The sequence below is a fragment of the Actinoallomurus rhizosphaericola genome, assembly GCF_024055675.1.
Taxonomy (GTDB): Bacteria; Actinomycetota; Actinomycetes; order Streptosporangiales; family Streptosporangiaceae; genus Actinoallomurus; species Actinoallomurus soli.
The window spans coordinates 67,183-88,423 of record NZ_JAMXMW010000007.1 but is presented as its reverse complement, the minus strand read 5'-3'; the positions used below and the strand labels follow the sequence as shown (position 1 = coordinate 88,423).

19 protein-coding genes and 1 riboswitch are annotated in these 21,241 nt (G+C 72.3%); of the genes, 13 read left to right on the top strand and 6 right to left on the bottom strand.

Annotation, left to right across the window (positions count from 1 at the left end):
* The first annotated feature begins 9 nt into the window (after positions 1-9).
* Complete coding sequence (locus NE234_RS17745) at positions 10-1,125, top strand: alpha/beta fold hydrolase (RefSeq protein ID WP_252781416.1); 1,116 nt, start codon at positions 10-12, stop codon at positions 1,123-1,125.
* Here NE234_RS17745 and NE234_RS17740 read toward each other — a convergent pair.
* Entirely contained in the window at positions 1,055-2,581 is a 1,527-nt protein-coding gene (locus NE234_RS17740) for an MFS transporter (protein ID WP_252781415.1), read from the bottom strand. The two genes, NE234_RS17745 and NE234_RS17740, sit on opposite strands and share 71 nt — an antisense overlap.
* Before the next feature lie 115 nt (positions 2,582-2,696).
* Positions 2,697-3,608 (bottom strand): MBL fold metallo-hydrolase, encoded by a 912-nt coding sequence (locus NE234_RS17735; RefSeq protein ID WP_252781414.1) that lies wholly within the window; start codon positions 3,606-3,608, stop codon positions 2,697-2,699.
* 130 nt (positions 3,609-3,738) lie between these two features.
* On the opposite strand from NE234_RS17735, the gene NE234_RS17730 reads away from it, so the two are divergent.
* Positions 3,739-4,722, top strand: a complete 984-nt coding sequence (locus NE234_RS17730; RefSeq protein WP_252781413.1) for an AraC family transcriptional regulator — start codon at positions 3,739-3,741, stop codon at positions 4,720-4,722.
* Positions 4,723-4,752: 30 nt separating this feature from the next.
* On the opposite strand, the gene NE234_RS17725 is transcribed toward NE234_RS17730, so the two are convergent.
* Complete coding sequence (locus tag NE234_RS17725) at positions 4,753-5,166, bottom strand: hypothetical protein (RefSeq protein ID WP_252781412.1); 414 nt, start codon at positions 5,164-5,166, stop codon at positions 4,753-4,755.
* A 151-nt stretch (positions 5,167-5,317) separates the two neighbouring features.
* On the opposite strand from NE234_RS17725, the gene NE234_RS17720 reads away from it, so the two are divergent.
* From NE234_RS17720 to NE234_RS17685, 8 genes are all read left to right on the top strand, one after another.
* Entirely contained in the window at positions 5,318-6,160 is an 843-nt protein-coding gene (locus tag NE234_RS17720) for a DUF881 domain-containing protein (protein WP_252781411.1), read from the top strand.
* Positions 6,157-6,489: a small basic family protein gene (locus tag NE234_RS17715; RefSeq protein WP_252781410.1), complete on the top strand. Its 333-nt coding sequence runs from the start codon at positions 6,157-6,159 to the stop codon at positions 6,487-6,489. The genes NE234_RS17720 and NE234_RS17715 overlap by 4 nt, the downstream gene beginning before the upstream one ends.
* Positions 6,486-7,202 (top strand): DUF881 domain-containing protein, encoded by a 717-nt coding sequence (locus NE234_RS17710; RefSeq protein WP_252781409.1) that lies wholly within the window; start codon positions 6,486-6,488, stop codon positions 7,200-7,202. The genes NE234_RS17715 and NE234_RS17710 overlap by 4 nt, the downstream gene beginning before the upstream one ends.
* Positions 7,203-7,521: 319 nt before the next feature.
* Positions 7,522-8,079: an FHA domain-containing protein gene (locus tag NE234_RS17705; RefSeq protein ID WP_252781408.1), complete on the top strand. Its 558-nt coding sequence runs from the start codon at positions 7,522-7,524 to the stop codon at positions 8,077-8,079.
* Positions 8,080-8,250: 171 nt separating this feature from the next.
* Positions 8,251-8,934 carry a transcriptional regulator FtsR gene (gene ftsR / locus NE234_RS17700; RefSeq protein ID WP_252781407.1) on the top strand — a complete coding sequence of 228 codons (684 nt, stop codon included), beginning with the start codon at positions 8,251-8,253 and terminating at the stop codon, positions 8,932-8,934.
* A gap of 99 nt (positions 8,935-9,033) precedes the next feature.
* A complete protein-coding gene (locus NE234_RS17695) occupies positions 9,034-9,504 on the top strand; it encodes a bifunctional nuclease family protein (protein WP_252781406.1) in 471 nt (156 codons plus the stop codon).
* A 389-nt stretch (positions 9,505-9,893) separates the two neighbouring features.
* Positions 9,894-10,487, top strand: coding sequence for a MerR family transcriptional regulator (locus tag NE234_RS17690; protein ID WP_252781405.1), 594 nt, complete (start codon positions 9,894-9,896; stop codon positions 10,485-10,487).
* A gap of 58 nt (positions 10,488-10,545) precedes the next feature.
* Positions 10,546-11,547, top strand: a complete 1,002-nt coding sequence (locus tag NE234_RS17685; RefSeq protein ID WP_252781404.1) for a glutathione S-transferase family protein — start codon at positions 10,546-10,548, stop codon at positions 11,545-11,547.
* Positions 11,548-11,617: 70 nt separating this feature from the next.
* Here the strand turns inward: NE234_RS17685 and NE234_RS17680 are convergent, their stop codons facing one another.
* Both NE234_RS17680 and NE234_RS17675 read right to left on the bottom strand, forming a co-directional pair.
* Positions 11,618-14,299, bottom strand: coding sequence for a lysylphosphatidylglycerol synthase transmembrane domain-containing protein (locus NE234_RS17680; RefSeq protein ID WP_252781403.1), 2,682 nt, complete (start codon positions 14,297-14,299; stop codon positions 11,618-11,620).
* Between the two features lie 81 nt (positions 14,300-14,380).
* Positions 14,381-15,232 carry an SCO6745 family protein gene (locus NE234_RS17675; protein ID WP_252781402.1) on the bottom strand — a complete coding sequence of 284 codons (852 nt, stop codon included), beginning with the start codon at positions 15,230-15,232 and terminating at the stop codon, positions 14,381-14,383.
* A 121-nt stretch (positions 15,233-15,353) separates the two neighbouring features.
* A riboswitch (glycine riboswitch) is annotated at positions 15,354-15,451 on the top strand.
* A gap of 162 nt (positions 15,452-15,613) precedes the next feature.
* Between NE234_RS17675 and gcvP the strand changes: the two genes are divergently transcribed.
* Entirely contained in the window at positions 15,614-18,451 is a 2,838-nt protein-coding gene (gene gcvP / locus NE234_RS17670) for an aminomethyl-transferring glycine dehydrogenase (RefSeq protein ID WP_252781401.1), read from the top strand.
* 47 nt (positions 18,452-18,498) lie between these two features.
* Here the strand turns inward: gcvP and NE234_RS17665 are convergent, their stop codons facing one another.
* The gene (locus tag NE234_RS17665; protein WP_252781400.1) at positions 18,499-19,575 is read right to left on the bottom strand and encodes a carboxylate-amine ligase; all 1,077 of its coding nucleotides are present in this window, start codon (positions 19,573-19,575) and stop codon (positions 18,499-18,501) included.
* A gap of 252 nt (positions 19,576-19,827) precedes the next feature.
* On the opposite strand from NE234_RS17665, the gene NE234_RS17660 reads away from it, so the two are divergent.
* Both NE234_RS17660 and NE234_RS17655 read left to right on the top strand, forming a co-directional pair.
* Positions 19,828-20,943 (top strand): WD40/YVTN/BNR-like repeat-containing protein, encoded by a 1,116-nt coding sequence (locus NE234_RS17660; protein ID WP_252781399.1) that lies wholly within the window; start codon positions 19,828-19,830, stop codon positions 20,941-20,943.
* Entirely contained in the window at positions 20,940-21,236 is a 297-nt protein-coding gene (locus NE234_RS17655; RefSeq protein ID WP_252781398.1) for a MoaD/ThiS family protein, read from the top strand. The genes NE234_RS17660 and NE234_RS17655 overlap by 4 nt, the downstream gene beginning before the upstream one ends.
* The last annotated feature ends 5 nt before the right edge of the window (positions 21,237-21,241 follow it).

Sequence of the window (21,241 nt, the reverse complement as noted above, 5' to 3'; positions counted from 1 at the left end):
GGAGGCCTCATGACCGATCGGCACGACGGCGCGGCCCCGGACGGGCCGCCCCCGAACCACCCCGCCCCCGGGGACGCCGCCGCCGGGGTGCGCACCGAAGATCCAGGACCGGCCGACGCGCCGCCCGAGCCGCCGGGAGGGGACGCACCCGTCCCCGCCGGCCGGCCGCGGCGGCCGTGGTGGCGGCGCTGGGGGCGGCGGCTGGGCCTGGCGGTGCTCGCCCTCGCCGTCGCCACGACGATGTTCTCCTTCATCTACAACGCGGCCACCGCCGGCCGGGTCCGCCCGCCCGCCGGACTCACCTACGTACGGACCGGCGACCTGCTGACCCGGTACCGCGCGTGGGGCACCGGCGGCTCGCCGGTCGTCCTCGTGCACGGGGCGGCCGAGTCCGCCGACACCTGGCAGCCGGTCGCCGAGCTCCTCGCCCGCGACCACCGGGTGTACGCCCTGGACCTCAACGGGGCCGGGTACACCTCGCGGCGCGCGCCGTACGACCTGGACCACCAGACACGGCAGCTGCTCGCCTTCATCGACGCGCTCGGCCTGCGCCGGCCCGTGCTGGTCGGGCACTCCTCGGGGGCCGCGACCGTCGCGGACGCCGCGCTGCGCTCCCCGGACCGCGTCGGCGGCCTGATGTTCCTCGACGGCGACGCCCTCAGCACCGGGGCCGGGCCGCCTTCCGCCGCCCGCTATCTGATCATCCCGCCCTACCGGACCACCCTCCTGCGCCTGGGCGTTCGCTCCGACTGGCTCATCCGCACCATCTACTCCGCGCAGTGCGGCCCGGGCTGCGCCCGCCTGGACGCGGCCGGAGTGGAGGAATGGCGCCGGCCCTTCCAGGTGGCCGGCGCGGAGTCCGGAATCTGGGGGATGCTGCGGTACGGCGTGCCCGGACTGCCTCCCGGCCGGCTGACCGGGCTGCGATCGGTCGGCGTGCCCAAGGCGGTGGTGTACGGCGCCGAGGACCACGTGTTCGCCAAGGACTCCGCGGCCCAGACGGCCCGCCGGATCGGCGCTCCGGAGCCGACCCTGATCCCGGGGGCGCGGCATCTCACGCTGATCTCCGCCCCGTCGCAGGTCGCCCGCGCCGTCGAGGACCTCGCCGCCCGCCGTACGCCCTGACTCCGGAGGCCGGTGCGCCGTCTGCTTCGGCGCGAGGGCGAGCGCCAGGTCCAGGATCGCGGGCTCGGGGCAGGAGGAAGGCCATGAGCAGGCCGATCGCCATCGAAGCTGCCGCGACCAGGAAGGAGACGCGGAAGCCGTGCATGGTCGGGACCGCGACCCCGTTCACGTCGTTCGCGGTGTTGGCGATGACCATGCCGATGACGGCGCTGGAGGCCGAGGAGCCGATCGAGCGCATCAGGGTGTTGAGGCCGTTGGCCGCGCCCGTCTCCGAGGCGCGGACAGCGCCGATGATCAGGGCGGGGAGCGAGGAGTAGGCGAGGCCGATGCCCGGACCCAGGATCACCGTGATGACGAGGCTCTGCCAGGGGGCGCTCATCAGGCCGAGGCCGGCCCCGTAGCCGATCGCGATGATCATCATGCCGAGGATCAGGGTGACCTTGGGGCTGTACTTCGCGGACAGCCGGGCGTAGAGGGGAGCCGTGAGCATCATGGTCAGGCCGAGCGGTGCCATGAGCAGGCCGGCGACCACCATCGACTGGCCGAGCCCGTAGCCGGTGGCCTTCGGCAGCTGGAGCAGCTGGGGAAGGACCAGGGAGGCGGCCAGGTAGGAGATGCCCACCATGATCGAGGCGAGGTTGGTGCAGAGTACCGCGGGGTGGGCCGTGGTGCGCAGGTCCACCAGCGGCGCCTTGAGACGTAGCTCCATCACGGCCCACAGGACGAGTACGACCGCCGCCGCGGCGAACAGTCCGAGGGTGGCCCCGGAGGTCCAGCCCCAGTCGTTGCCCTTGGTGATCGGGAGCAGGAAGAGGACCAGACCGGCGGACAGCCCGATCGCGCCCAGGACGTCGAAGGTGCCCTGCGCGCGGGTCGGGGATTCGGGGACGACGAGGACGGTGAGGGCGAGGCAGAGGATGCCGAGGCCGGCGGCGCCGTAGAAGAGGGCGTGCCAGTCGGTGTGTTGGGCGACCAGGGCCGCGGCGGGCAGGGCGACGCTGCCGCCGACGCCCATGGAGGAGCTCATGAGGGCCATCGCCGAGCCCAGCCTCTCGCGGGGGAGCATGTCGCGCATCAGGCCGAGACCGAGGGGTATCGCGCTCATCGCGAAGCCTTGGAGGGCCCGGCCTGCGATCATCGTGAGCAGGTCGCTGGTGAGGGCGCTGACGAGTGCGCCGATGACCATCACCGCGAGGCTGAGGATCAGCATGCTGCGCTTGCCGTGGAGGTCGCCGAGACGGCCCATGATCGGTGTGGCGACGGCGCCGGAGAGCAGGGTCGAGGTGATGACCCAAGTCGCGTTGCTCGGTTCGGTGCCCAGCAGTTGCGGCAGGTCTTTGATCACCGGGACCAGCAGGGTCTGCATCACCGAGACCACGATGCCCGTGAAGGCGAGCACCGGGACGAGGGCCCCGCTCGCTCTTGTCGTGGGCTGGTCGGTCGACGTGTGCGTCATGAAGAAGGCCTCCAGTCTGGGAGGTCGAGGGGTTCCGTGCAGGACGGCTCGTGGATTTCCGCAGGCTCAGCCGGGTGCGGCGACCGCACCTCGAGCGAAACGCCGGACCAAAGGATCACTCGGAGAATGACGCTGCCTTCTTCGGGTCGGCCGTCGCCCATGCGCCGAGGGCGAATCCATCGCCCTCCCGTCGGACCTCCACCGCGCCCGCACCAGCGAAGTGCGCGGGGACGAGCAGTTCCCGTTCATCGGCGGCCCGCCCGAGAATCCGGCGGCGACTGGCCGCCGCTTGTTCCGGGGCCAGGCAGGCGTTGCTGTTGCAGCAGGGCTGGAGGATCTGCACCGGGCTGTGCAGCAGGTCTCCGACGAAAACCGCCCGGTCGTTCCCGGATGCGAGTCGCAGCACGGACGAGCCGGGGGTGTGGCCGGGCGCGGACTCCAGGGTGAGGTGGTCGTCGATGCGATGAAGGCCGTCCCACAGCACGGTTTGTCCGGCCTCGTGGATGGGCGCGATGCTGTCTTCGTAGATCAGGCGGTCGACCTTCTGCGCGCCGTTGCCGTACGCGTTGTCCGGACCGTAATGGAAGTCGTCTGCGGCAGGAATGAGGTATTGGGCGTTGGGGAATGTCGGTACCCACTGCCCGTCTGTGTCGACGGTGTTCCAGCCGACGTGATCGACGTGGAGGTGGGTGTTGACGACGACGTCCACATCCTGCGGGTGGACACCGGCCTTCACCAGAAGGCCAGGGAGATCACTCTGGGACCGGTGGAAGGGCCCCATGCCCGGTCGCTCGCGCCCGTTGCCCGCGCCGGTGTCGACCAGGACGGTCCGCCCACCGCTGCGCAGCACCCAGGTCTGCAGAGCGAGCACCGCCCGATCGGTGTCCGGCTCCCAGTGGTCCGGTGCCAGCCAGTCCTCGTTGTCCCGCCATACATCGGCAGCGACTGCCGGGAACATTCCTGAGGTGGGCAGGAACGGTTCATGCCATTCCACGACCCGGATGACCTCGACGTCCCCCAGCACCATGCTCTGCACACTCTCGTTCTCGTTCGTCATGCGCTCGACCCTAAGAACACCGAACGATCCTTTCGATACGCGACAAGGTCGAAAAGATACGAATCCGTCTCACGCATGATGCGGGAGATAACCTGGGCGAATGGATGTGGTGAGCGACGCGATCTCTGCCGCCCACCTCGGGCACCCCTGGTTTCACCGGGTGCGGGCGAGCGGGAGCTGGTGCGCGAGGCTGGACCCTTACGATGGCGCGGGCTTCTACGTCGTCGTGAAGGGAAGCAGTTGGCTGCTGACCGACGGCGGCACCCTGGTGACGCTCGGCGTGGGCGACGCGGTGCTGCTGCCTCATGGCACAGGCCATGTGATCGCCGATTCCCCCATCGACGCGGCGGTCGCGGAGGAGAAGGCGGTACCGTTCGAACAATGGCTGGCGGGGACAGGGCCGCAAGCCCGGCCTGGTCGTGACGGGACGGAGCTGCTCTGCGGCAAGTACTGGCTCGACTGCAGCCGCATGCACCCGCTCATGGCTGAGCTGCCCGAGGTCGTCCACCTTCCCAGCCGAGTAGGCAGCCACCTCGAACTCCGGGCGGCGATCGATCTGCTCACCGGCGAGTTGGACGAGGTGCAGCCCGGCTCCTGCGTGGCCCTCCCGAGCCTGCTCGACCTCCTCCTCGTCTACATGATCCGTTCGTGGATGACCGAGGCCACCAGCGGAGCCTGGCCCACCGCACTGGGTGACTCGGTGACGGCCGCCGCCCTGCGGGCGATGCACTCTAAACCGGCCGCGCCATGGACCATCGACCGCCTGGCCGCGGAGGCGGGCGTCTCCCGTCCCACCCTGGCACGCCGCTTCACCGCCCTGGTCGGCCGCCCTCCGATGGCTTACCTCACGTGGTGGCGCGTGATGCTTGCCGCCACTCTGCTCCGCGACACCCCGGAAACCCTGGCCACCATCGCCGGCCGAGTCGGCTACAGCAGCCCGTACGCACTCTCCCACGCCTTTGAAAGGGAGTTCGGCATCACACCGGGGAGATATCGAGCGAAGGTCACAGCTCGCCCCGCTCCCGCCGCAAGCTCTCAGACGACGTCACAACAAACTGACGTCGGTAACTCGGTCAGGCAGTGACTCCCACGGTCATCGTGGAATGCGCGGCACCTAGCGGCCGCGGGAGCGGCGGAGCCGGCCGGACACCAGTGCCGGCCCGGCGTGCACGGTGACCCCCGCGAAGTCCCCGGCGACCTCCGCCACCCAGTACGCCCGCTCGATGACGACCGCGGGCACGCGGCTGATGACCGGCGTGCGGCCCGACCCCGTGAACTCCGCGGTCACCACGGACACGCCCGCGGGCAGCTGCCCCCAGGCCAGCGCCCAACCCGCGGCCCCCCGCGGATTGCGCCAGGCGCCGCGCAGGACCGACAGTGAGACCGGGGTCGCCACGCAGACGTCGGCCAGCCGCAGCCCCTCGTACATCTCGAGCGCGACGCGATCGGCGGCGGCCCGGCCGATCCGCACCGCCCAACCGCTGATCGGCAGCCGCATGAGCGGCACCGCGCCCACCTGTTCCCCCATAGCTCCCCCTGCCCTGCTGCGCATGGGAACCAGTTCACCGCCCGTTTCTGCGAAGGCTGTGCACGTTTCCTAAGAGTTCGCTGTGAAACGCCACCGATCAGGCGTGATGCCCAGGGTCCGGCCGGTACCACGGTCTTGGGAGAATGTCCGGATGACCGAACGGGGGACGCGCTGGAACCGGCCTGACGCCTCGATGTCGCTGCTCGCCGACCTGCTGGCCGGCAAGGACCTCGATCCCGGCTACGAGGCCGCCGCGGCCCGGCGCGCCGCGAGCGGCGACCGGCGCGGCCGCGCGGGCCGATGGGCGCGGCTGCTCGCCGGCACCCTCATCATCGGCCTGCTCGGGGCCGTCGCCGTGGTCCAGGTACGCCGCGGCGAGCCGGTCGCCCAGCGTCAGCGCCGAGCCCTCCTCAGCCAGATCGAACAGCGGACCGGGGAGGACGACGGGCTGCAGCGGCAGGCCGACCGGCTTCGCGGCCAGACCGACGCACTTCGCAGGGCCGCCCTGGCCCGCAGCGACGCCGGCCGGACCGCGCGCCGGGAGATGGACGGGCTGGCCGCGGCCGCCGCGGCCGGCCCCGTCCACGGCCCCGGACTGACCGTCGTCCTCGACGACTCGCGCACCCGCGGGGACCCGCAGGCCGGCCGGGTCTCCGACCAGGACATGCAACGGCTCGTCAACGCGCTCTGGGCGGCCGGCGCGACCGCCGTCGCCGTGAACGGGCAGCGGATCGCCGCCACGACCGCGATCCGCTTCGCCGGCGACGCCATCCTCGTCGACTACCGGCCGCTGTCCCGGCCGTACACCGTCACCGCCCTCGGCGACCCGGGCGCTCTGAACGGGTCGTTCGCCGGTTCCCCGGCCGCACGATCGTTCCGTACCCTCAAGACCGCGTTCGGCATCCGCTTCGACATCCACCAGGAGGACAGCGTGCGACTCCCCGCCGCACCGGCCCCCACGCTCCGCTACGCGGGGGAGGTGCCGTCGAAGTGATCGCCCTGGCCGGCCTGGTGGCGGGGATCGCCCTCGGCCTCTTCTTCCATCCCGACGTGCCGTTGTGGCTGCAGCCGTACCTGCCCATCGCGATCGTGGCCGCGCTGGACGCGATGTTCGGCGGCCTGCGCGCCCGCCTCGACGGCGTCTTCGACGAGAAGGTGTTCGTCGTCTCGTTCCTCAGCAACACGATCATCGCCGTGCTGATCGTCTTCTTCGGCGACCAGCTCGGCGTGGGGTCGCAGCTGTCCACGGGCGTGGTCGTCGTCCTCGGCATCCGGATCTTCTCCAACGTCGCCGCCATCCGCCGAAAGCTGTTCCAGGCATGAGCGAGCCGGAAGGGCAGGACGTCGCGCCGGAGGAGCGCGACGTCGGGGAGGCGCGCCGGGGGACTGGACGGCGGCTCGCCGGGCGGCTCCTGATCGGGGTGCTGTGCGCGGTGCTCGGGTTCGCCGTCACGGCCGAGGTCCGGTCCAACGACCGGAGCACGAAGTTCGCGACGGCCCGGCAGGACGAGCTGGTGGGCATCCTGGGCGACCTGTCGCAGCGTTCGGAGCGGCTGCGCGGCGACATCCGCGACCTGGAGAACACCAAGGCCGGCCTCGAACGCGACACGCAGGGCCAGACCGCGGTCGAGGACGCGCGGAAGCGCGCCGCGACGTACGGGATGCTCGCCGGGACGTTGCCGGCGGCGGGTCCCGGCATCCGGCTGACGATCGACGACCCGCGGGGCCGGCTGCGGGCGGAGGACCTCCTCGACGCGCTGGAGGAACTGCGCGACGCGGGAGCCGAGGTGATCCAGGTCGGCGACGTGCGCGTCGGAGTCAGCACCTACTTCGCCGACGCGGCGTCCGGCGGTGTCGTCGCCGACGGGCAGATCCTGTCGCGGCCGTACGTCTTCCTCGTGATCGGCGATCCGCACACACTCGCGACGGCGCTGAACATTCCGGGCGGCGTGCTGCAGACGCTGCGCAATGACGGCGCGCGGGGGAACGTGACTCAGGAACAGCGGATCGTGATCCGTGCGGTACGGTCGCCGTAGACCGTGGCGGCGGCCGCGCCGGCCGCGCGCCGGAGCTTCACAGCGCGGCGGCGTGGACCGACGATCACTGTCGAATGTAGCGTGGGAAGACAGGACTCTTGTCGTGGTTGACCCCTCGGTCATTGCCGCGTAAGTTGCGGCAACCGCCGACGTGGCGGACGAGGGACTGAGAGCGCCATGACCGGCGGTGCTTGGAGGGGGGATGGTGTGCTGAGGCCGACCGAAGGTACGGTGCCGACGGTGTCATCAGTGCTCGACCTCCGTGCCGTACGGTGCCAGAGGCAGACCCGAGGCCATAGGTAGGAGGCCGAGCCGATAAATGCCGAGCGTCTACTGCACGCAGTGTGGTCACGCCAATCCGGAGAATGCCAACTTCTGCTCGCAGTGCGGAACCCCGCTCTCCCGTAGCGCGGCGCCGCCGGTTCCGGGCGAGCCGGGGGACTCGACGTCGACGATCTCGCTCGGCGCGATCCCGGACGTCGAGCCGGGCGAGGAGCTGTCTCCGGACCAGATGGCGGTCGAGGCGCTGCCGCCCGACACCGCGCTGCTGGTGGTGAAGCGTGGGCCGAACGCCGGAAGCAGGTTCCTGCTCGACAGCGACCGGACCACGGCGGGCCGTCACCCCGAGAGCGACATCTTCCTCGACGATGTCACCGTGTCCCGCCGCCATGCCGAGTTCTACCGCAGGGGCGCGCAGTTCTCCGTACGCGACGTCGGCAGCCTGAACGGTACCTACGTCAACCGGGAGCGGATCGACGAGGCCGGTCTGTCCGGCGGTGACGAGGTCCAGATCGGCAAGTTCCGGCTGGTGTTCCTCACCAACCCGCAGTTCGCCGCCGAGGGAAGGGGCGATGGCCGGCCGGCGGGAGGGCTGTGACGGAGGCGGAGGCGCAGTGGTCGAGGCCGGGAGGGCGCGCGGAGCACGCGCGCCCGTGGACGCCGTGAGCGACGGGCGCCGGGCGGGCGCCCGGACGCCGGGCGACGGCGCGCAGGGCCGTGCGCCGTCGGAGCGGGGGTGGAGATGAGTCCGTCCGCGGCCCGTGCGTACATGACGATCGGCGAGGTGCTCGGCCTGCTGTCCGCCGAGTTCCCGGACATCACGGTCTCGAAGATCCGCTTTCTGGAGGCGGAGGGGCTGATCGAGCCGGAGCGGACGCCGTCCGGGTACCGGAAGTTCGCCCCGGCGGACGCCGAGCGGCTCCGGTTCATCCTGGCGGCCCAGCGTGACCACTACCTGCCCCTGCGAGTCATCAAGGAGCACCTGGACGCCGCCGATCGCGGACTGGAGCCGCCTCCCCTGGCCGGACGCCGGCGCGCGCCGCGGAGCCTCGTCGCGGCCGACAGCACGGCGGAGGAGAACGCCGAGGTACGGCTGACGCGCAGGCAGCTCATGGACGCGGCCGGCATCGACGCGGACGCGCTGACCGACCTGGAGGAGTTCGGCCTCGTCCGCCGCAACGGCGGCCACTACGACCGGGACGCGCTCACGATCGCCCGGGCGGCGGCGGCGCTGCGGTCCTTCGGCTTCGAGGCGCGGCACCTGCGCGCGGTGAAGGGCGCGGCGGACCGGGAGGTCGGCCTGATCGAGGCGGCGGTGGCGCCCGCCATGCGACAGCGCAGCCCCGGCGCGCGGGAGCGCGCGGCCGAGACGGCGCGTGAGATCGCGGCGTTGTCGCTGAAGCTGCACGCCGCCCTGGTCTCGACCGGGTTGCGGGAGGGACTCGATCCCTGAGATCGGCGTCCTGACCCGTCCTCCGCTCCCCGGCTCGGTGCGACTCGGGTGTACGTTGGCTACAAGGGTTTCGGGTAGCCGTCTCAGCAGGGAGCCGCTGTGAAGCAGATGGAGGTCGTCGGCGTACGGGTCGAGATGCCCTCCAACCAGCCCATCGTGCTGCTGAAGGAGACCGACGGCGACCGTTACCTGCCGATCTGGATCGGCGCGGTGGAGGCCACCGCGATCGCCTTCGCCCAGCAGGGGGTGCTGCCGGCGCGCCCGCTCACCCACGACCTGTTCCGGGACGTGCTGGAGGCGTTCGACGTCCAGTTGCGGACGGTGAACATCACGGCGCTGCGAGAGGGCATCTTCTTCGCGGACCTGGTCTTCTCCAACGGCGCGGAGGTCAGCGCCCGTCCTTCGGACTCCATCGCCCTGGCGCTGCGCACCGGTGCGTCGATCTTCGCCAGTGAGGACGTTCTGGACGAGGCGGGCGTGGCGATCCCCGACGAGCAGGAGGACGAGGTCGAGAAGTTCCGGGAGTTCCTGGACACGATCTCGCCCGAGGACTTCGGCCGCGCCACCTGAGCGGCGTCCCTCGCGTCTGAGAGGTCTCCTCGCCATGGTGCGGAGACCGGTCTCCGCCCGCCTGCGATTGCGCCGTGCTCTTGCGCTCACCGGTGCCCGCCTGGGCTGTTCCTCTCGGTAGCAGGATCGTAATCCCGGAGGAAAAGTTCCGTCCGGCTTCACGGGAACCTTCATGCCGCGAAGAGCGTCACTACGTGGGTAGGTGCCGCCGATAGCGATGAATATGGGGTTTAGACGACGTCGTAGCGTTTTGCGTTGGCTGCGACGCGCCGACCGCGAACGTTGACCCTGCAGGGGCCGCGACCTACCGTGCTGCTTGAACACCTGCGGCGTAATTCCGTCAAACCCCCTTGGTGGATCGCTGCGGGATGATAGAGCCGGAGGTCCGCGTGGCGGCAAGCAGCGGCGAGGGCAAGGCGGCCCGCGAAAGGCACGATGCGTCTCAACGCGCCGGGGAGCAAGGTCTCCTGTTCGGCGGGAGCGTGTCGCCCCTGCCCGACGACGTCGGGTTCCGCGGTCCAACGGCATGCGCCGCGGCGGGCATCAGCTACCGCCAGCTCGACTACTGGGCGCGCACGGAGCTGGTCGTGCCCAGCGTGCGTTCCGCCCATGGTTCGGGGTCCCAGCGTCTGTACAGCTTCCGCGACATCCTGGTGCTGAAGGTCGTGAAGCGGTTGCTGGACACCGGAGTCTCCCTGCAGCAGATACGCACCGCCGTGGAGCACCTGCGCGACCGCGGAGTGCACGACCTGGCGCAGATCACCCTGATGAGCGACGGCGTGAGCGTCTATGAGTGCACGTCGCCCGACGAGGTCGTCGATCTCGTGCAGGGCGGCCAGGGAGTGTTCGGAATCGCGCTGGGACGGGTGTGGCAGGAGGTCGAGGGCAGCCTCGCGGAGATGCCGGCCGAACGCGCGCACGCGGGCGGTGACAGCCCGCACGACGAGCTGGCCCGCCGCCGGCGGGTGCGCAAGACCGGCTGATCCCGGTCTCGCCGACCCCGGACCGCTGATCCCCCCGAGTTCACCGAGAGCGAGTGCCTTGAGCCCCACCCGGCAGCAGGACGACAAGGAGTTCACCCGGTCGCCGAGCCACTTCACCGACCGCATCACCGCCGACGGCTCCTCGCCGTGGCCGGTGGAGCCCGGCCGGTACCGCCTGGTGGTCAGCCGCGCCTGCCCCTGGGCGAGCCGCGCGCTGATCGTCCGCCGGCTCCTGGGCCTGGAGGACGCGATCTCCATCGGGGTCGTCGACCCGATCCAGGACGAGCGCAGCTGGCGGTTCACGCTCGACCCCGGCGACCGTGACCCGGTCCTCGGCATCCGCTTCCTGTCCGAGGCGTACGAGAAGGCCGAGCCCGGCTACGACGGTGGCGTGAGCGTCCCGGCGATCGTCGACGTGCCCAGCGGGCGGCTCGTCACGAACGACTACGGGCAGATCACGCTGGACCTGTCCACCGAGTGGACCGCCCACCACCGGCCCGGCGCGCCGGACCTATACCCCGAGCGGCTGCGGGACGAGATCGACGCCGTCAACGCCGAGGTGTTCCGTGACGTCAACAACGGCGTCTACATGGCCGGCTTCTCCCGGGACCAGGAGGGGTACGAGGGGCACGTCCGGCGGCTGTTCGAGCGGCTGGACGCCCTGTCCGAGCGGCTGGAGACCCGCCGCTATCTGGTCGGCGACACGATCACCGAGGCCGACATCCGGCTGTTCGTCACGCTGGTGCGGTTCGACGCCGTCTACCACGGCCACTTCAAGTGCAACCGCAGCAAGCTGACCGAGCTGCCGGTCCTGTGGGCGTACGCCCGCGACCTCTTCCAGACCCCCGGCTTCGGCGACACGGTGGACTTCGACCACATCAGGCGGCACTACTACTACGTCCACCACGAGATCAACCCGACCAGGATCGTCGCGGTCGGCCCGGATCCGCGCGGCTGGCTGACGCCGCACGGGCGGGAGGAGCTGGGCGGCCGGCCCTTTGGCGACGGCACCCCGCCCGGCCCGCCTCCCGCCGGCGAACGCGTGCCCGACCCGTCCTGACCGCCGGCGGCCGGCGCGGCGGCCGGCGGTCGGCTCCGGCCGGGCCAGGGGCGAATCGACCGGGTGAGGGTCAGATCGCCTCTTTGCGCTGGAGGTAGGACAGCGACGCCCAGCCGGGCAGGACGGGCAGCCAGAAGGTGTGCAGCCGGAACAGCAGCACCGCCGAGGTCGCCGTTCCTGCCGGCAGCCCGGCGAGCGTGAGCCCCAGCGACAGCGCGCCCTCCACGGCGCCGAGCCCGCCCGGCGTGGGAGCGGCCGAGCCGAGGGCGTTGCCCGTCAGGAACACCACCGCGACGGTCGTCAGGCTCATCGAGCCGCCGAAGGCGCGGATCGACGCGTCCAGGCAGGCGACGAACGCCGCCGTGAGCAGGAGCGTGCCGCCCAGGCCGGTCGCGAGCTTCTTCGGCGACTGCAGCACGTCCAGCAGGCGCGGCAGCACCCCGGAGAACATCGACCGCATCCGCGCGGCGACGAGCCGCCGCAGCGGCCCGACCGACAACAGGATGATCGCCAGGACGGCCGCCCCGAGCAGCGAGACGATGATGATCCGCGACGGCGGCAGCGACGGGCCGTAGTTGCTGCCGGTGATGTAGCCGAAGAGCGCCAGCATGAGGATGTGGGAGGCCATCCCCGTCAGCTGTGAGGCGCCGACGCTCGCGGCGGCCTGGCCGGCCGGCACGCCCGCCCGCTGGAGGTAGCGCGTGTTCACCGCGATCCCGCCGACCGCGGCGGGCGCGACCAGCTTGATGAACGAGGCGACGAGCTGCACCAGGATCGTCCGGCCCAGTGGCAGCCGCTCCGGCACGAACCCCATCAGCATCAGGGCCGCGGCCAGGTAGCTGGCCGCCGAGGCGAGCGCGCCGACGGCGAACCACCGCCAGTCGGCGTGGGTCACGAGGTGGGCCAGGTTCACGTTGCCGAGCTGGGACAGCAGGAGGTACGCGCCGACCATCCCGGCGACCACGCTCACCAGCGTGCGCGGCCGGAAGCGGTCGAGCCGCAGCGGCTGGGCCGCCGTCACGAGCTCGGGGCGCAGCACGCGGATCTGCTCCCGGATCCGGCTCAGCAGCTTCTTGTCCCGGCGCAGGGCGTTCCTCGTCGAGCGGGCGAGCACGACCTTCTGCAGCAGCGGCACCGCCGCGCCGAGGGCGTCCGCGCCGAGCACGGCGGCGGCGGTGCGCACCGTCCGCTCGGCGCCGACGCGCAGCGCCAGCTCGGTCAGCAGCTGCGCCAGGTCGACGCGGAGGACCAGGTCGCCGGCGGCGATCTCCCCGCCCCGCAGGTCGACGAGGTGCGGCCGCCCGGACTCGTCGACGAGGATGCTCTCGCTCACCAGCAGGCGGTGCGCGAGGCGGCGGTCCTGCAGGAGCTTGAGCTCGGTCCAGACGCCGACGAGCAGGTCGTCGGTCAGCTCCTCGTCCGGCAGGTCGGCGAGGAGCCGGCCCGGCACGTGCTCGTAGGCGAGCAGGGCGGCCTCACTGCCCACCTCCGATGTCGCCAGCAACCGCGGGGTCGCCGCGCCCGCCGCCGTCGTGGCGTAGGACATCAGCGACTCCTGCTCCAGCGAGCGGCGCAGGGACCGGATCGTACGGCGTGGCATCTCGCCGCGCAGCCGCGCCCGCCGCCACAGGCGGTACAGCAGGCCGGCCGTCTGCTGATCGCGGTCCAGCACCGTGACGTCGATGGTCCGTCCGTCGGCGAGCGCCGCCGTGTAGCGGCGGGTGTCCTCGGGGCCGGCGGCGACGCGCGCGGCGCGGACCGGAGCCAGCCCGACGCGCCGCAGCGCGGCCACGACGGCGTCTCCGGGCGGGCGGATGTTGGGGGCGCCGACCGCGTACAGCGTGCCGTAGCCGACGGCGCGGCCGATGAGGTAGGTCGTCAGCACCGCCAGCGGCGTGATCGCGCCGGTCGTGAGGGACGCGACGGCGTCCAGGCCGATCACCCCCCACGTCGCGAGCTGCCAGCGGGTCCGCCCGCCCAGGCCGACCGCGGTGACGTAGGCGATGACGGGCGTGAGGTCGATGTGGGCCGGACCGGGGAACCATCCGCCGTGCCGCTTCCACGTCAGGTACCAGGCGAGGTCGCGCATGCCCGCAGCGGTCATCCACGAGTCCAGGCCGAGGGAGACGCCGAGCGCCACCACCGCCGCGACGACGCCGATCACCACCCGCAGCCCGTCACGGCCGATGACGCGGGCCACCCCGAAGGCGACCGGAACGGCCAGGACGCCGATGCCGGACGCCAGGTTGGCGAGGGTGAGGAGCAGGTGCGGTGCCCGCTCGGTTCCGCTGGCGATGTCGGAGGCCAGCCCGCTCGTGGTGTGCCGCGCGATGTGGGCCAGCACCAGGATGAGCCCGATCAAGCCCACGGTCAGCAGGAAGCGGATGGCGTCGGACGGGCGTCGGATCCGCCGCGGCAGCGACGGCTCCTCGACCCGCACCTCCCCGGCCGGACCCCCGACGGCCGGACCCCCGCCGGCCGTCGTCTCGCCGGCCGGAATCTCGGCCGGCGGAGGCTCGTCGGGGACTCGGCCTGCCGCCGGGTCCTCGCCCGTCGGGCGCTCGTGGGCCGTGGTCTCGGTCGCCGTCGTCTCCTCGGCCGTCGTCTCGGCCGCCGGGTTCTCGGCGGCCGGCCGGACGCCGTCGGCGGCGTCGTGTGACCGGGCCGTCGCTTCCACGGGCTCCGTCCCGGTGGACGGCGGCGACTTGCCGGGTACCGGACGGTCGGCGCCGGGGGATTCGTTCACGGACACGCAGTGCATCCTCCCAGTTCATCGGCCGGGACGCTCGGGAGGTGTCCGATAACCGCTCGATGGGCGTCCCGGGCCGGATCACTACACGGACGCGGCGGGCCGCGGCATGGCCATCGCGTTGGGGAAGGGGATGCCGCCGCCGTCGACGATCGCACGGGCGAGCGGCCGGAGCAGGCCGGTCAGCAGGGCCGCGCCGTCCGGGCCGAGGGCGTCGAGGGGCGGGCGGGCGAGCCGGTCGGTGACGTCCTCGATCGTCTCCCGCTCCGCGCGTCCCTCCGGGGTGGGCGCGCCGTCGTCGCCGAGGAGGCCGCGGGCGCGCAGCCGCCCGGCGGCGGCCGCCCACTCCTCCTCCGTCCAGCCTCGGTGGTCACGCTGCGCGGGCGGGGTGAGGCCGAGCGCGCCCGCCAGGACGTTCGCCTCACAGCCGTCGAGCCCCGCCGTGAGCAGGGCGGCGACGTGCCCGTCCCCGCGGAACTCCCGGAGGGCGGTCACGGCGTGCCACAGGGCCAGGTGCGGCTCGTCCGGCCGGGGGAGCGCCGCGTGCGCCGCGAACAGGACGCGGCCCGCGACGGGTGTCGCCTCGACCGCCCGCCCCGCCAGGGCGGCGGCCTCGGCGACGGCGGGCCCGTCGATCAGGTCGCCCGCCAGACGGCGCAGGGCGCGGTCGGCGACGGCCGTCCGGGCGGCCAGGACCGCCTCCGGTGAGGACCGGTGCCAGACGTCCGGGAACGCGCGGGCCACCATGCGCGGCGCGAAGTTGTGGAACGCCGCCGCCACCACCTCGGCCGGGGCGGTGCCGAGGGCGGCGGCCCGTGAGGCGAAGTACCCCCGCCAGAAACCCGTCAGACCGGCCTCGGCGTAGGCGTCCCGCGTCTCGGGCACGAAGTAGACGAACGCGTGACAACACTCGATCAGCCGCCAGGTCTCGTCCATGGGTCTCCTCCGCGCGGGGCCGGGACGGCTCATCGTCGCACGGTGATGCGCGCCGGGGGGAGGGGTACATGATCGTGACCGGAACGGGGTGACTTGTCCTCCGGTAGGGTGGAATAGCCGTCGACCTCGTACGGGAGAGACCTCGCACACCGTGGTGCGGGGCGCCGAAGGAGCAACCCTCCCCGGAACCTCTCAGGCACAAAGGACCGTATGAGCGAGGCACCTCTGGAAAGCAGGACCGGTGCTCCACATCGGGCCTCACCGAAGGTGCAAGCCGCGCCCCGGCGCGGTGAAGCTCTCAGGTTCACCTGACAGAGGGGGAGACCGGCCACCGGCCCGCCCGGTGGTGGCTGCGCACCCACCGCACCAGGAGGCTCCCCAATGACCGAGGTTCCCTTCGTCGATCGGCACATCGGGCCGTCCCCCACCGAACGCGCCGCGATGGCCGAGGCCGTCGGCTTCCCGAGCGTCGAAGCCCTCGTGGACGCGGCCGTGCCCACCGCGATCCGCACCGACCGGCCCCTCGCCCTGCCCCCTGCGCTGACCGAGGTGGAGGCGCTGGCCCGGCTGCGCGAGCTGGCCGCGCAGAACCAGGTCCTGACCTCCATGATCGGCCTGGGCTACTACGGCACGGTGACCCCCGGAGTGATCCTCCGAAACGTCCTGGAGAACCCGGGCTGGTACACCGCCTACACGCCGTACCAGCCGGAGATCTCCCAGGGGCGTCTCGAGGCGCTGCTGAACTTCCAGACCGTCGTGAGCGACCTGACCGGGCTGCCGGTCGCCAACGCCTCCCTGCTGGACGAGGGCACGGCGGCGGCCGAGGCGATGACGCTCGCGCACCGGGCCGCCAGGGCCGGGGACACCTTCCTGGTCGACGCGGACGCGCTGCCGCAGACGATCGAGGTCATCCGCACCCGCGCGGTGCCGCTGGGGATCGAGGTCGTCGTCGCCGACCTGTCCGGGGGCCTGCCGGACGGGGAGTTCTTCGGGGTCCTGCTGCAGTATCCCGGGGCGAGCGGCGCCGTACGCGACCTGGCGCCGGTGACCGAGGCCGCGCACGAGCGCGGCGCGCAGGTGGTCGTGGCCGCCGACCTGCTGGCCCTGACCCTGCTGCGGGCGCCGGGGGAGATCGGCGCGGACATCGCGGTGGGCACCTCGCAGCGGTTCGGCGTGCCGTACGGCTTCGGCGGCCCGCACGCCGGTTACATGGCCGTACGGGAGGGGCTGCAGCGGCAGCTGCCCGGCCGCCTCGTCGGCGTGTCCGTCGACGTGGACGGGGACCCGGCGTACCGCCTGGCGCTGCAGACGCGCGAGCAGCACATCCGCCGGGAGAAGGCCACGAGCAACATCTGCACCGCCCAGGTGCTGCTGGCCGTCATGGCGAGCATGTACGCCGTCTATCACGGCCCGGAGGGGCTGCGCGGCATCGCCGAGCGGGTGCACGGGCACGCCGTCCGCCTCGCGGGCGGGCTCGCGGCGCTCGGCGCCGAGATCGTGCACGAGACGTTCTTCGACACCGTGCTCGCCCGGGTGCCGGGCCGGGCCGGGGAGATCGTGCGCCGGGCGCGCGAACGCGGTGTCAACCTGCGCCTCGTGGACGCCGACCACGTCGGGATCGCCTGCGACGAGACGACGACCGACGGGCACGTGACCGCGGTGTGGCGGGCGTTCGGCCTGGCCGAGGAGGAGGCCCTGTCCGTCGCCACGGAGGCCGAGCTGCCCCCGGCGCTCCGCCGGGAGAGCGGCTACCTGGACCACCCGGTCTTCCACGCGCACCGCTCGGAGACGGCGATGCTGCGCTACCTGCGGCGCCTGCAGGACAAGGACATCGCGCTGGACCGCTCGATGATCCCGCTGGGCTCCTGCACGATGAAGCTCAACGCCACGACCGAGATGGAGCCGATCACCTGGCCGGAGTTCGCGCAGATCCACCCGTTCGCGCCGCTGGAGCAGGCGCGCGGCTACGTCGCGCTGATCGGGGAGCTGGAGGCGTGGCTTGCCGAGATCACCGGGTACGCGAAGGTGTCGGTGCAGCCGAACGCCGGCTCCCAGGGCGAGCTGGCCGGCCTCCTCGCGGTGCACGGCTATCACGCCGCCCGCGGCGAGAGCCACCGTGACGTCTGCCTGATCCCGTCCTCCGCGCACGGCACGAACGCCGCGAGCGCGGTGATGGCCGGGATGCGCGTGGTCGTCGTCAAGAGCACCGACCACGGTGACATCGACCTCGACGACCTGCACGCCAAGATCGACAAGCACCGTGACCGGCTCGCGGCGATCATGGTGACGTACCCCTCGACCCACGGCATCTACGAGGAGACGATCACCGAGGTCTGCAAGAGCGTCCACGACGCCGGCGGCCAGGTGTACGTCGACGGCGCCAACCTCAACGCCCTGGTCGGCCTGGCCCGGCTCGGGGAGTTCGGCGCGGACGTGTCCCACCTGAACCTGCACAAGACCTTCTGCATCCCGCATGGCGGCGGCGGCCCGGGCGTCGGCCCGGTGGGCGTGCGCGAGCACCTGGTGCCGTTCCTGCCCAACCACCCGCTCCGGCCCGAGGCCGGTCCCGAGACGGGCAGCGGACCGATCGCGGCCGCGCCGTGGGGCTCGGCGGGCATCCTGCCGATCTCGTGGACCTACATCGCGATGATGGGCGCGGACGGGCTGCGCGACGCGACCGAGGCCGCGGTGCTGGCCGCCAACTACGTGGCCAAGCGGCTGTCGGAGCACTACCCGGTCCTCTACACCGGCCGGGGCGGCCTGGTCGCGCACGAGTGCATCATCGACCTCCGCAAGATCGCCAAGGAGACCAAGATCACGGCGGAGGACGTCGCCAAGCGGCTCATCGACTACGGGCTGCACGCGCCGACCCTGGCCTTCCCCGTCTCGGGCACCCTGATGATCGAGCCCACGGAGAGCGAGGACCTCGCCGAGCTGGACCGCTTCTGCGACGCCATGATCCAGATCCGCCGGGAGATCGAGCGGGTGGCGACGGGGGAGTACGACGCGGACGACAACCCGCTGAAGAACGCCCCCCACACCGCCGCGTCGCTGCTGACGGAGGACTGGAAGCACTCCTACAGCCGGGAGGACGCCGCCTACCCGCTGCGGTCCCTGCGGGAGAACAAGTACTGGCCGCCGGTGCGCCGCATCGACCAGGCGTACGGCGACCGGAACCTGGTCTGCTCCTGCCCGCCGCCGGAGGCCTTCGAGTCCTGATCCCGGGTATGCCCCGGTGCGCGCCGCGCACCGGGGCGGCCCTCTCACTAGGCCGCGAGCGTACGGGCCACGGCGGCGTTGACCACGGCGGACAGGTCGCCGGTCTCCTCGTGCACCCGGCGCTGCAGGGCGGCGCCGTTGCCCCGCTCCAGCAGCCGCTCGGCCAGCTCGGTCACGGCCTGCAGGTCGCCCGTGTCGACGAGGGCCGGGGCGACGTGCTCGATCAGCGCGCGGACCACCACGCCGGCCGGGGCGGGGCGCTGCGTCACCGGATGGATCAGGTCGCCGGCCAGCCCGGACCGGCTCGCGCGCCACGACGCGAGGCGCAGGAGCTCCGTGCGCACGGGCACCGGCGGCTGCCCGGCCCGCCACTCCCGCGCGGCGGTCTCCACCAGCCCCCGGACGAGCGCGGCGAGCAGCACGGCGTCGTCCGCCATCAGGCACACGTCCGCGACGCGGACCTCCACGGTCGGATAGTGCCGGGACAGCCGGGCGTCGAAGTAGATCATCCCCTCGTCCAGCAGCGTCCCGGACTCCACCATCGACCGTACGGTCTCGTGATAGAGCTTGGGCGTCCCGAACGCCTCGGTGGGCCCGGCCGACGGCCAGCGCCCCCAGACCTGGTACCGATAGCTGTCGTATCCGCTGTCGCGCTCCTGCCAGAAGGGGGAGTTCCCGGTCATCGCGAGCAGCGGCGCCAGCCACGGGCGGACGCGGTCCAGCACCCCCACGCCCTCGTCCTCGGACTCGATGCTCACGTGGACGTGGCACCCGCAGGTCAGCTGCTCCTGCGCGGTGAGGGCGTACTCCTCGGCCATCCGCAGGTAGCGCTCCGCGGGAGTGGTCGACGGGGTGACGGCCCGCGGCGAGGTCGCGAGCGCGGCCACCTCCGAGCCGGCCCGCCGGGCGGCCTGGGAGGCGGCGTTCCGGCGGTCCCGTAGCTGGCGCGAGAGCTCGTCGAGCGTCTTACACGGGTCCGTGCCCGTCTCGACCTGCTGCCGCTGCAGCTCACGCTCCGGCCCGTCCTCGTCCCCGCCCCGCGTGACGGACTCGGCGAGCGCGACCGGGACGCCGCTGCTCGGTGCGACCAGCAGCAGCTCCTCTTCGACTCCGAAACTTCGCAACCACGGCCTCCTCGTTCGGCGGGGAATCCTCGTGCAGCAGGGGGATCCTCGTGCAGCAGGGAATCCGTCTCTACCCCGCCAGGGAGAGAAGAATCGGACGGCCGAAAAGCCCGTGGACGCCATCGGCTCCCGTATTCCGACGCGCCGACGTATCTGAACGATGAGTTTTCCCCGTGCCGCTGGTCTACCGTGAGCGACCTGAACTTCCGCAGGTCACCGAGCACATAAGCCCCCAAAACGGAGGAGTGGCGCGTGAGCGGAGTACGGGTACTGGTCGGGACGCGCAAGGGCGCGTTCGTCCTCACCTCGGACGGCCACCGGGAGGAGTGGGACGTCAGCGGTCCCTTCTTCGGCGGCTGGGAGATCTACCACATGGCGGGTTCCCCCGCCGATCCGTCTCGGCTGTACGCCACCCAGTCCTCCGGGTGGTTCGGGCAGCTGATCCAGCGGTCCGACGACGGCGGTCGGACCTGGCAGCCGGTGGGCAACCGGTTCGAGTACGACGGCGTCACCGGCACCCACCAGTGGTACGACGGGACGCCGCATCCCTGGGAGTTCGCGCGCGTCTGGCACCTGGAGCCCTCACCGACCGACCCGGACACCGTCTACGCCGGAGCCGAGGACGCGGCCATCTTCCGGTCGGAGGACGGCGGGGGAACCTGGGAGGAACTGCCCGGACTGCGCCGCCACGGCTCCGCCTCGTCGTGGCAGCCGGGGGCGGGCGGCATGTGCCTGCACACGATCATCCTCGACCCGTCCGACGCGCGCCGGATGTACGTGGCGATCTCCGCCGCCGGTGCGTTCCGCACCGACGACGGCGGCGACACCTGGCGGCCGATCAACCGCGGCCTGGTCAGCAACGGCATCCCGGATCCCCAGGCCGAGGTCGGCCACTGCGTCCACCGCCTCGCGCTGCACCCGTCGCGCCCGGAGGTCCTGTACATGCAGAAGCACTGGGACGTCATGCGGACCGACGACGCCGGCGAGTCCTGGCACGAGATCAGCGGTGACCTGCCGTCGGACTTCGGCTTCCCGATCGCGGTGCACGCCCACGAGCCGGACACCGTCTACGTCGTGCCGATCAAGAGCGACTCCGAGCACTACCCGCCGGACGGACGGCTGCGCGTCTACCGCAGCCGGACGGGCGGCGGTGACTGGGAGCCCCTGACGAAGGGGCTGCCGCAGGAGCACTGCTACGTCAACGTGCTCCGCGACGCGATGGCGGTCGATTCACTCGACTCCTGCGGCGTCTACTTCGGCACCACCGGCGGTCAGGTCTACGCCTCGGCCGACGCCGGGGACTCCTGGGCGCCGATCGCCCGGGACCTCCCGGCCGTCCTGTCCGTCGAAGTCCAGACGCTGCCGTGATCCGTGTCGTTCTGCCCGCGCACCTGAAGGTCCTCGCCAGGATCGACGGCGAGGTACGGCTCGACGTCGCCGGGCCGGCGACGCCCGGCTCCGTCCTCGACGCCCTGGAGGACCGGTATCCGGTGCTGCGCGGCACCATCCGCGACCACGGCACCCTCCGGCGCCGGGCGTTCGTCCGCTACTACGCGTGCGAGCGGGACCTCTCCCACGACCCGCCGGACACCCCGCTGCCCGAGCCGGTCGCGAAGGGCGCCGAGCCCTTCCTGATCGTCGGCGCGATGGCGGGCGGCTGACCCGC